6 protein-coding genes and 1 riboswitch are annotated in these 12,105 nt (G+C 41.5%); of the genes, 2 read left to right on the top strand and 4 right to left on the bottom strand.

Annotated elements, in window-relative coordinates:
- Positions 1 to 902: 902 nt before the first annotated feature.
- On the bottom strand, positions 903 to 3,005 hold the full coding sequence (locus ACED20_RS08940) for a TonB-dependent receptor (protein WP_378104221.1): 2,103 nt from the start codon (positions 3,003 to 3,005) through the stop codon (positions 903 to 905).
- Positions 3,006 to 3,110: 105 nt separating this feature from the next.
- Positions 3,111 to 3,201, bottom strand: a riboswitch (TPP riboswitch).
- A gap of 345 nt (positions 3,202 to 3,546) precedes the next feature.
- Positions 3,547 to 4,317: a WG repeat-containing protein gene (locus tag ACED20_RS08935; RefSeq protein ID WP_378104220.1), complete on the bottom strand. Its 771-nt coding sequence runs from the start codon at positions 4,315 to 4,317 to the stop codon at positions 3,547 to 3,549.
- A 323-nt stretch (positions 4,318 to 4,640) separates the two neighbouring features.
- On the opposite strand from ACED20_RS08935, the gene ACED20_RS08930 reads away from it, so the two are divergent.
- Together ACED20_RS08930 and ACED20_RS08925 are read left to right on the top strand one after the other, a co-directional pair.
- Complete coding sequence (locus ACED20_RS08930) at positions 4,641 to 7,424, top strand: bifunctional aconitate hydratase 2/2-methylisocitrate dehydratase (protein WP_378104219.1); 2,784 nt, start codon at positions 4,641 to 4,643, stop codon at positions 7,422 to 7,424.
- A 311-nt stretch (positions 7,425 to 7,735) separates the two neighbouring features.
- A complete protein-coding gene (locus tag ACED20_RS08925; protein WP_294198256.1) occupies positions 7,736 to 10,006 on the top strand; it encodes an aconitate hydratase in 2,271 nt (756 codons plus the stop codon).
- Positions 10,007 to 10,330: 324 nt separating this feature from the next.
- Here ACED20_RS08925 and ACED20_RS08920 read toward each other — a convergent pair whose 3' ends face one another.
- Together ACED20_RS08920 and ACED20_RS08915 are read right to left on the bottom strand one after the other, a co-directional pair.
- Positions 10,331 to 11,017, bottom strand: a complete 687-nt coding sequence (locus ACED20_RS08920) for a LytTR family DNA-binding domain-containing protein (RefSeq protein WP_345766711.1) — start codon at positions 11,015 to 11,017, stop codon at positions 10,331 to 10,333.
- Positions 11,004 to 12,032, bottom strand: coding sequence for a sensor histidine kinase (locus ACED20_RS08915; protein WP_378104218.1), 1,029 nt, complete (start codon positions 12,030 to 12,032; stop codon positions 11,004 to 11,006). Before ACED20_RS08915 ends, ACED20_RS08920 begins: the two co-directional genes overlap by 14 nt.
- Positions 12,033 to 12,105 lie beyond the last annotated feature (73 nt).

Here is a 12,105-nt window from a genome sequence, read left to right as displayed (position 1 = left end):
AAGAAAATTTAACTCAAACAGCTTCTTAAATTTAATAATGACAGGAACCCGAATTACAAACCGTACTAAAAAAGGCTGGAAGATGGGTGCAGGATGCTGGAAGCAACTTCGGTTAATATATTACCACGAATTTTGAAGATCAACCATGATCTGTGAAAACCTGCGTAAACCTGCAGTTACTATTCAACCGCAAAAAATTTCACCACAAAAGGCACAAAAGATATGGATTCTNCATGATCTGTGAAAACCTGCGTAAACCTGCAGTTACTATTCAACCGCAAAAAATTTCACCACAAAAGGCACAAAAGATATGGATTCTGCTTAGAGCCTGTTTAAATTTACCTTTTATATTTTAACATTAAGAATTTAAGGTATTTTAGCTTAAAAAAATCAATATGCCGATTGCCCGGCGATATTCAATTAAATCAATTGAAATCATCATATTAAAGTGAAGAATAAACAAAGTTTATTTAATTCAGAAAATTAAGAGAAATGACGGAAAGTTTGCTGAATTAAAATTTAAACAGTCTCTTAGTAAAGTTTAATTCCCAGTGCTAAAATAAGTGCACAAAAGTCTTAAAAAATCAAAGATTTTATATAGTGCTATTAATCAAAAGCAATTACGGCGGCTGAGCGGAACCGAGACCGTCATCTGTGCAAATCTATGGTTACTATCGACTTTCTCCACCAAGCTAAAGTCAAACGACAATAAGGATCACCACTGCCCTAGCCGCGATAGCAACGGAATCCTTTTTTGTGGCGGATGGAGCAAAGCGGAGGCCGCCGCAAAAAAGATACAGTGGATAGCGCGATCAAGCTCCTGATAAAAATAAAAAAGACTGCCGGGGCAGCCTTGAAAAATCTAACTTTTTACTTACTATAATTTGTTTAAATATAGCCTTTTACCGGATGGTCCAGCTGATCCCGAACATAAAATTGGTCCCGGCCTGTGAGAAATAATACGGTTCGCCGTCCCACACCGCGCCGTTGTTCACATACTTTTTATTGAAAATGTTATTCACCAGAAGTTTCAGTGCGATATCGTTATTTTTGATTTTAAACTGATACTGCGCATTGAAATCGGTTAAAAAATAATCTTTCAGCTGAAGGTTTTCGTCTTCCGAGTTATCTAAATACTGTTTTCCTACATATTCGTTCATGAGGGAAAACTGGAAATTTTTATTCGGGTTGAATTTCAGGGCCAGGTTGGCGATGATGTCCGGCGAGAAAGAAATTTGGGTATTTCCGAGATCCTGGATGCCTTCCGTGTTTTCGATTTTAAAATCCAGGTTCCTATTGTTGCTGAAGCTCACATTTCCGTTGATCTCCCATTGCTTTGAAATTTTAGCCAATGCTCCCAGCTCGATCCCGCTCCGGTAGCTTTTCCCGGAATTGGTCCGGATGAAAGCGCCTACATTATTCAGCTCTCCGTTCAACACCAGCTGATTGACGTAATACATATAATAGAGGTTTGCCGTAAACGAAACGATGCCGAACTGTTTTTCCACTCCTGCTTCAAAATCATGGAGTTTCTCTGCCTTTACGTTGTTGTTGGCCAATAAATCGTCACGGTTCGGTTCACGTTGGGCGTGCGCGTAGGAAAGGAAGACCTTGCCATTTCCGATACGGTAGTTGATCCCGGCTTTCGGATTGAAAAACAGCCAGTTCTTTTTCAGGTCTGCTCCTTCACCGTCGCCGGCAGTGATAATTCTGGTATCATAGTCCACATTTCTGAGCTGAAGATCACCGAAGATCTCAAAATCGTTCAGTTTAACCAATGCTTTGGCAAATCCTGAGACTTCATTTTTCACGGAACGGTTTCTGTAATATTCGTATTCATTGATCTGCGGCAGGAAAACGCCGGTCACGTTCCCGAAATGCCTGCCGTAATACTGATTGGCCACAGCCCCGAAGTTAAGATCTACCATTCCCAATTTCCCGTATAATGTGGAAACGATGCCATAGAAATCATTATTCAGCCATTTTTTACGGATGAAATCGGAAGAATCGTCACCGTTCACATCCGGCAGATTATATCTTGAAAAAGGATCGCCCTGCTTGTAGTTTTCGTAATAGCCTTTTCCTTTGGTATAATGCAGCGTTGTCTCGAGGTTCCATTTCTCATTGAATTTCTGTTCCCAAAGCAATTGATAATGGTTCTGCCTGTAATTGTCCGTCTCATTGTTGTAAAAGCCGGAAATATTTCCGTCGGCATCATAGATCGCTCCTGAATAATTAAATTTCGGATCGGTTTCCCAAGTCTTGCGGTCGATCCCGTTCCAGGCCTGATAGGTTTTTTCCTTTCCGCCAAAAGCCATGAGCCGGATTCTTGTTTTTCCTTCCTCAAATAAAGCCGTGAAATTATAAGAATTCAGTTTTGAAAAGGCCCTGTCGATGTAACCGTCGGAATTGATGTGCGTATATCTTCCCATCACCGACAGCCGGTTGCCCCAGAACTTCCCGGAGCCTACCTCAGCAGAATATTTGTACGTATTGAATGAACCGTAGCTATCATCGGTTTTCACATAAAACTTTTCTTCAGGATCTTTGGAAAGCACATTAACACTCGCTCCGAATGCTGCTGCTCCGTTATTGGAAGTTCCAACACCTCTCTGAATTAAAATCTGTGAAGCGGAACTCGTAAGGTCCGGCACGTTTACGAAGAAGGTCCCCTGACTTTCAGAATCGTTGTAAGGAACGCCGTTCATCATCACATTAATCGCCGTTCCCGAAACACCCCGGATCCTGAATCCGGTATATCCTACCCCGTTTCCGGCATCGGAAGTGGAAATGACGGAAGTCTGGTTTTTCAGTAAGATCGGAAGATCCTGCCCCAGGTTCCGGCTGTCGATATCTTTCCGGACATTAATGATTTCTTTGGCAACGGGAAGCCTTTTGGTAAAATTGACGGCTTCAATCGGCCTTGTCTGTATGGAATCGGTATCCTGAGCCTGTACGAAGGCAAATGCGCCGACGGTAAGCCCTAAAAAAAATAATCCTTTCATTCTATAAATTTTAACATTTAATGAATAAAAGGGGCGGATTAATAATGTAACAATGTATTCGGTTTACCAATTTAACAATAAGCATTGGCACATTGCTAGATTTTCACATTGGTACATTTAAATTCCCTAAACGGCATTACCCGTTCCAGGTTCATTGGGTATAATCTCAGCTTGTGACAGCACCCCTTTATTTCAGCGGCAAAATTAAGAAAAATTTATGAGATTTATGGCTTATGGCTTATGGCTTATGGCTTATGGCTTATGGCTTATGGCTTATGGCTTATGGCTTAAATTTACGATGCAATTAAATGACAAACAAAATTTTTGTTTCAATATGATCTGTAAAAACCGGTGAGCCCCAACGGGGCGGCTTAAATCAGCATCGGGTGCAACCCGATGTGATGCAGTCCGAATGAGACAAAAGACCTGAATCGATGAATGAACGTGCGTCAATAAATCCCGGTAAAATTAAGCACAAACGGGATGGCTTAAACCATTATCGGCGCAACCTAATTTCACATAAATCCTATAAATATTAAATTTAATACGCTTTATTCCGCTGGTCGATGTAAAAATAGTTTTTCCCATCTTTGGAAACCTCGAACATCCGGCCGAGCTTCCAGCTGAAATTCCTTTTGATGTCGGCATACTCAAATGGAATGATGACATTTCCATTGATATCGATGACTCCGAATACATTATTTTTAGAAGCAACAATCATCGGATTGGCAACATCATCGCCTTCCAGGATAAACAGGTAATCGTATTGCGGATAAATTTTGAACTGCTTATAATCCTGCGGATTCGTGAATGTCGATTTTTCGATCAGTCCGAAAAACCCGTTCATCGTGTAGACCTGAAAAAGCTGCTGTACATATTCCTTATGGAAACACTTTCCAAGATCGGCCTGTTTGTATTGATAAACCCTTTTCCCTTTCTGATCGATCCGGTAGGAGATTTCGTTTTTTTCCACCGTTGCGTATTCGGCAGTACCAAATTTCCGGAGCTTTTCGTTGGGTGAATTTAATAGATTGCAATCCTCATAAAAAAATACGGCGATATGATATTCAGGCTGAATGATGAATTTCCCTTTCTGGTTGACATACCCGAAATCTCCGTTGTTCTTTTTGGGAATTAAAAGGGGCAGCTCTTCATAAATAACCGGTAAAGTTTGTACTGCCTTTGGTTTTTGTGTAGTATTTACGGCTGTTGTTCGGGTAATATTTTTTACCGGAACCCTCTTTACCGCTTTAGTCTGGGAAAAGACGGAAGCTGAAATCAAAAGACATACAATCGGAACAACCTTTTTCATAATCACCATAAGTCTGCAAAATTCAGGCAAAAATAGAAAATATAAAATACATATTTATAAAGAATCTAAATAATTTATTTATAAAAAATACGAAAAATCCGTAAATTTGGGAACATTTTCAGGGGTTATAGGTAATAAAACCATTTTTGAAACAGATTCTGGATATGATCATGTTCAGATTTTCTTAGATCAGGATCCGGAAAAGCTTTATTATTGAGCACCTTCTGAAATAATTACGGATTATAGCCCATTCTTCTCCCTGCTTTTACGGATACCGGAATACCGTTATAATCTCTTTTAAGATTGAAAAGACTTCTATTATTATGAACATTTATCAGGATTACATCCAAGAAATTGAAGAAAGGAAAAATCAGGGACTTCACCCAAAACCTATTGACAGTGCTGAATTATTAAGCGAGATCATCGCTCAGATTAAAGATAAGGCCAATGAGTACAGGGCCGATTCTCTTAAATTTTTTATTTACAATACTTTACCCGGAACGACTAGTGCCGCTAGCGTAAAAGCTGAATTTTTAAAAGAAATCATTCTTGGTGAATCTGTAGTAGAAGAAATTTCCCCGGCTTTTGCCTTTGAGCTTTTATCCCATATGAAAGGTGGTAAATCCATCGAAGTACTATTGGATCTGGCTCTTGGAAACGATGAAGCCATCGCACGGGAAGCTGCCGAGGTTCTTAAAACACAGGTTTTCCTTTACGAAGCGGATACCAACCGCTTAAAAGAATCCTACCACAACGGTAATGCAATTGCAAAAGAAATCCTTGAAAGCTATGCCCAGGCGGAATTCTTTACGAAGCTTCCGGAAGTAGCTGAAGAAATAAAAGTCGTAACCTACATCGCCGGAGAAGGTGATATTTCCACCGACCTTTTGTCTCCGGGAAACCAGGCGCACTCCAGATCAGATCGTGAGCTTCACGGAAAATGCATGATCACTCCTGAAGCGCAGGAAGAAATCAAAATGCTGCAGACCCAGCATCCTGATGCCAGCGTTATGCTGATCGCTGAAAAAGGTACAATGGGTGTAGGATCATCCAGGATGTCCGGAGTAAACAACGTAGCGTTGTGGACCGGTAAGCAGGCCAGTCCTTACGTACCCTTTGTTAATATCGCTCCGATCGTAGGAGGAACCAACGGAATTTCCCCGATCTTCCTTACGACCGTAGACGTAACGGGAGGAATCGGGATCGACCTTAAAAACTGGGTTAAAAAAACAGACGAAAACGGGAACCCGGTTCGCAACGAAAACGGGGAAATCGTTTTAGAGGAAGCCTATTCAGTAGCTACCGGAACGATTTTAACCATCAATACCAAAGAAAAGAAACTTTATAAAGGAAATGAAGAACTGATCGATCTTACCCGATCGTTCACGCCGCAAAAGATGGAATTCATTAAAGCAGGAGGTTCTTATGCCATCGTTTTCGGTAAAAAGCTGCAGACTTTTGCGGCTCAGGTTTTAGGAACAGACGCTCCTCAGGTTTTTGCTCCGTCAAAAGAAATTTCTCACGACGGACAGGGCTTAACGGCTGTTGAAAAAATCTTCAACAGAAATGCCGTAGGGGTAACCCCGGGTAAAGTTCTTCATGCCGGTTCAGACGTAAGAGTACAGGTAAACATTGTAGGTTCCCAGGATACGACCGGTCTTATGACCGCGCAGGAACTGGAATCCATGGCTGCCACGGTAATTTCTCCGGTGGTGGACGGCGCTTACCAGTCAGGATGCCACACAGCTTCCGTATGGGATAAAAAAGCACAGGCGAATATCCCTAAATTAATGAAATTCATGAACGATTTCGGACTGATCACCGCCCGTGACCCGAAAGGTGAATACCATTCCATGACGGATGTGATCCACAAAGTTCTTAACGATATTACCATCGACGAATGGGCCATCATCATCGGGGGAGATTCCCATACGAGAATGTCCAAAGGGGTAGCTTTCGGAGCTGATTCCGGAACCGTAGCCCTTGCACTGGCTACCGGTGAAGCTTCCATGCCGATCCCTGAATCCGTAAAAGTGACCTTCAAAGGAAACATGAAAGAGCACATGGATTTCCGTGATGTGGTTCATGCAACCCAGGCACAGATGCTGAAACAGTTCGGCGGGGAAAACGTATTCCAGGGAAGAATCATCGAGGTACATATCGGAACGCTTCCTGCTGACCAGGCCTTTACCTTTACCGACTGGACTGCCGAAATGAAAGCAAAAGCTTCGATCTGTATTTCCGAAGATGATACGCTGATCGAATCACTGGAAATTGCCAAAGGAAGAATCCAGATCATGATCGATAAAGGAATGGATAACAGAAACCAGGTTCTTCAGGGACTTATCGACAAAGCCAACAAGAGAATCGCCGAGATCAGATCAGGAGAAAAACCGGCTTTAACTCCGGATGACAATGCTCAATATTATGCTGAAGTTGTGGTAGACCTTGACGCGATCACAGAACCGATGATTGCCGATCCGGACGTAAACAACGACGACGTTTCCAAAAGATATACCCACGATACCATCCGGGATCTGACGTTCTACGGAGGAGAGAAAAAAGTAGATCTTGGATTCGTAGGATCATGTATGGTTCATAAAGGTGACCTTAAGATCGTTTCCCAGATGCTTAAAAACATTGAAAAGAAAAACGGAACGGTAGAATTTAAGGCACCGCTTGTCGTAGCTGCCCCTACGTATAACATCATTGATGAACTGAAAGCGGAAGGCGATTGGGAATTCCTTGAGAAATACTCCGGTTTTGAATTTGATGACAATGCACCGAAAGGAGAAGCCCGTGTTGAATATAAGAATATGATGTACCTTGAGCGTCCGGGATGTAACCTTTGTATGGGGAACCAGGAAAAAGCTGAAAAAGGAGATACCGTTTTAGCGACTTCCACCCGTCTGTTCCAGGGAAGAGTCGTAGAAGATTCCGAGCGTAAAAAAGGAGAATCTTTACTGGCTTCCACGCCGGTTGTTGTACTTTCTGCGATCATGGGAAGAATTCCAAGCATCGATGAATACAAAACGGCTGTAGAAGGCATCGACCTTACTACTTTTGTGCCTTCCATCAAAGAGCTTACCAGTACAAGCGCTCATTAATTATTTACAATCATAAACAGCTAAACTGTTTACATAAATAACTGAAAGATTCTGATCCGTATGGATTGGAATCTTTCTTTTTTGTTTAGAATAATTCTATTTAAGACTGCGGAATTATTATTTTATCCTAAATCAACGATCAGCCTTTTATTTTTTCTTAAATTAATGGCTACTAATATTTTTAGTCACCAGCATATTTAATTCTTTTTAACATCATGGAGGAATAGATTTTGCTGAACTAAAGACACTGTATTTCCGCTTTGAAACAAATGAAAGCGGAGAAATCTATAAAAGAAAAAAATAAATTAGATATGACTTTTGATATTGACATGATCAAAAAAGTGTACGAGCGTTATCCTGAAAGAATTGCTGCGGCAAGAAAAATTACGGGAAAACCACTAACACTTTCAGAGAAGATTCTTTACACCCACTTATGGGAAGGAAATGCAACACAGGAATATGAAAGAGGAAATTCGTATGTGGATTTTGCTCCGGACCGGGTGGCAATGCAGGATGCTACGGCACAGATGGCGCTTCTTCAGTTTATGCAGGCCGGAAAGGCTAAAGTGGCGGTTCCTTCAACGGCTCACGCCGATCACCTGATCCAGGCAAGAGTGGGCGCAGAATCCGATTTGCAGGAAGGAATCAACAAAAACTCAGAAGTTTTCAATTTTCTCAGCTCTGTCTGTGACAAATACGGAATCGGTTTCTGGAAACCGGGAGCAGGGATTATCCATCAGGTAGTGCTGGAAAATTACGCCTTTCCGGGAGGAATGATGATCGGTACCGATTCCCATACGGTGAATGCCGGGGGCCTGGGGATGGTTGCCATTGGTGTCGGTGGTGCGGATGCCGTAGACGTTATGGCCGGAATGGCCTGGGAGCTTAAAATGCCAAAACTGATCGGGGTAAAATTAACCGGTAAAATGAGCGGCTGGACGGCTCCGAAAGATGTGATCTTAAAAGTAGCGGGAATTCTTACCGTAAAAGGAGGAACCGGCTGCATCGTAGAATATTTCGGCGAAGGGGCGGAATCGCTTTCCGCTACCGGAAAAGGAACGATCTGTAATATGGGGGCCGAAATCGGGGCAACCACTTCTACTTTCGGGTATGATGATTCGATGAGAAGGTATCTTGCCGCTACCGGCAGACAGGACGTGGTAGATGCTGCAGACCAGATTGCCGAGCATTTAACGGGAGATCCGGAAGTATATGCTAATCCGGAACAGTATTTTGACCAATTAATCGAAATCAACCTCTCCGAACTTACGCCTCACTTAAACGGGCCGTTTACACCGGATTTGGCAACGCCGGTTTCTGAATTCAGAGCCAAAGCGGAAGCTAACGGATGGCCGCTGGAAGTGGAATGGGCATTAATCGGTTCATGTACCAATTCATCCTATGAAGACCTTTCAAGAGCAGCTTCTATCGTAGAAGATGCCGTAGCGAAAGGCGTGAAACCAAAAGCAATCTTAGGAATCAACCCGGGTTCCGAACAGGTAAAATATACCGCAGAAAGAGACGGATTCCTGGATTCTTTCCGGAAATTTGAAAATGCCCGGATCTTTACCAATGCCTGCGGTCCTTGTATCGGGCAGTGGGACAGAGAAGGCGCTGAAAAAGGCGAGAAAAACTCCATCATTCACTCTTTCAACAGGAACTTTGCAAAAAGAGCGGACGGAAACCCGAATACCCATGCTTTCGTAGCTTCTCCCGAAATGGTAGCGGCCGTAGCGATTTCCGGAAGACTGGATTTCAATCCGATCACTGATACCTTAACCGCAGAAAACGGAGAACAGGTAAAACTGGACGAGCCAAAAGGTTCCGAGCTTCCGGCCAAAGGTTTTGCCGTAGAAGACAATGGCTATCAGGCACCCTCTGAAGACGGTTCCAGCGTAGTGGTGAATGTAAGCCCTACCTCAGACAGGCTTCAGCTGCTTGAAGAATTCCCGGCATGGGACGGGCAGAATATTACCGGAGCCAGAGTTTTAATTAAAGCTTTCGGAAAATGTACAACGGATCATATTTCTATGGCAGGACCGTGGCTGAAATACAGAGGCCATCTGGATAACATTTCCAACAACATGCTGATCGGTGCCGTAAACGCCTACAACATGGAAACCAATAAAGTGAAAAACCAGTTAAACGGTGAATATGGTGAAGTGCCTGCAGTACAAAGAGCATATAAAGCGGCCGGAATCCCTTCAATTGTTGTCGGAGATCAGAACTACGGAGAAGGATCTTCCAGGGAACATGCGGCAATGGAACCGAGACATCTTGGCGTAAAAGCGGTACTGGTAAAATCTTTCGCGAGAATCCACGAAACCAACCTGAAAAAGCAGGGAATGCTCGGACTGACATTTGCCGATGAAGCGGATTACGATAAAGTACTGGAAGATGACGTGGTCAACTTCTTAGATCTTGATCAGTTTGCTCCGGGGAAACAACTGACGCTGGAATTCATTCATACGGATGGCACCAAAGACATCATTATGGCCAACCATACCTATAATACCCAGCAAATCGACTGGTTTAAGGCAGGTTCAGCTTTAAATCTGATCAAACAGCAGGAAAAAAATTAATTGTTGGAATTAATTATAATAAGAAAAGAGACTGTCCAAAAAGGGCAGTCTTTTTTCTTAAAACTTTCTTCAGGTTTATTTCTATAGCATAGCGGGTGAAATTATCACTTAACTTGCTCCTTAGAAGCAGCATCTGTGTAGACCGGCATTCAGCATCTTGTAATACCAGAACTCCTTCGGAATTCTATCTTATCATAGCACACCGACGGCATGCTTACCATATTCTATTATTTTCTACACAGATATTGCTCCTCTGGAGCAAAAAAATTAGTTGTTCATTTTATTACAAAAAAAGACTATCTAAACTTTTAGGACAGATTCTTTTTATTTTATCCTGGTCAGAAGATTCATCCGGTAACTCTCCCCTACCGGAATTTCATTTCCTGAAATAAGCGTTACTTTCTTTCCGGCTACATTATTGATCTGGTGCAGATTAACAATAAACGATTTATGAATCCTGATAAAAGACATTCTGGGAAGCTGCTGTTCCATGGATTTCAACGTATCCAGCACAATATATTCCTGTTCCGCTATTTTGATGTTGATGTAATCTCTGATGCTTTCCACATACAGAATATCTTTAAAATTGATCCGGTACTGCTGGCCTGAAGACTTGACAAAAAAATGGGTATCTTCCTTATTTTCTGACATCATAAAACGTTCCTGGGCTTTCAGCGCACTTTTGTAAAACCGTTCAAACGGGACCGGCTTCAGCAGGTAATCGATCACATGATGCTCATAGCCTTCCAAAGCATATTCCGAATAGGCGGTGGTTAGAATATATTTCTTTTTGTCTCCTAGGATTTTCATGAAATTGATTCCGGTAAGTTCCGGCATCTGGATGTCCAGAAAAATCAGGTCGGATTCATTTTTCTGTACATATTCCAAGGCTTCAATCGGGTTCTCGGTAGAAAATACCAATTCTAAGAACGGAACCTTGCTTATATAATTTTCCAGCAGTGAAATAGCCAGCGGCTCGTCATCTACGACAATGCATTTAATTTTTTCCATCCTTTAAATCAATCATTAAATCTACAATAAATTCCGTTTCCGAATCTATAATATCGAGGGTATGCTTTTGAGGATACAGAAGTTCCAATCTTTTTCTTACATTCACGATTCCGATTCCCGAACCTTCATCTTTCATTTTCAACCCTTTGTAATTCATAAGGTAAAAATGAAGGACTTGATTTTCATCTGAAATTTTCATTTCAAATCCTTTATTCCGGAAATCTCCGTGCTTAAAAGCATTTTCAACAAACGGAACCAAAAGCATCGGCGAAATACGGAGATGAGGATATCTGATATTGTTTTCAATAACCAACAGTTCGGGATTCCTGATCCTGAGCTTTTCCAGTGCTGTAAGGCTGTCTATGTATCCAATCTCCTTATCCAAAGTAATAAAATCTTTTTCAAGATCTTTGGTACTATACCTCAACAAGCTTCCCAGCTCTTCGATTGCAGGTAAAGCTTTATCGGAATTTTGATATACAAGGGAATAAATATTATTTAAAGAATTAAAGATAAAATGAGGATTAATCTGCGTTTTCAGCGCATGGATTTTCGCCTGATTTCTTTCCAGTTCCAATGCTTTCTTTTCCGTCTCAATCACCCCAAATTTTTCCAGTAACCACAAGATGGCTGAAATGAAAACCGTGATACTGCCGTTGTAGATATTATCGAAAAAATAAAATGCCATTCCTGTTCCCTTGTCATAATTTCCAAATCCGAAAGTAGCAGGCAGAAGTACTTCTTCTATGAGATAACGCAAGGTTGTAAAACAGGTAATGGATAATAAAAACACCAGAATGGCCGTATAAAATTTTTTAGAATTGAAAATTTTAGGAATAATGACAAGATAACAGATATAAAATGTACTGATTCCAACAATAAAATAGGTAATTCTGAGAACGTCAATATGAAAATTATTTTTTTCAGGATAAAATATTCTTGGCGTTATAATCTTTCCTATGAAATTTAAACTCCAGTATAGGATCTGAAGCCAGATGATATGCTTTTTTTTCATTCTCAAATGTAAGTTTGTGTGTTTTCTTTTTCCAAATATTTTCCGACAAACTCCTTATTTTTCCCGACAAAAT

Origin of the sequence: Chryseobacterium sp. sg2396, from assembly GCF_042610505.1 — a bacterium.
GTDB lineage: Bacteria > Bacteroidota > Bacteroidia > Flavobacteriales > Weeksellaceae > Chryseobacterium.
The sequence above is the reverse complement of the archived record's forward strand: the minus strand, read 5'-3'. Positions and strand labels throughout refer to the sequence as shown.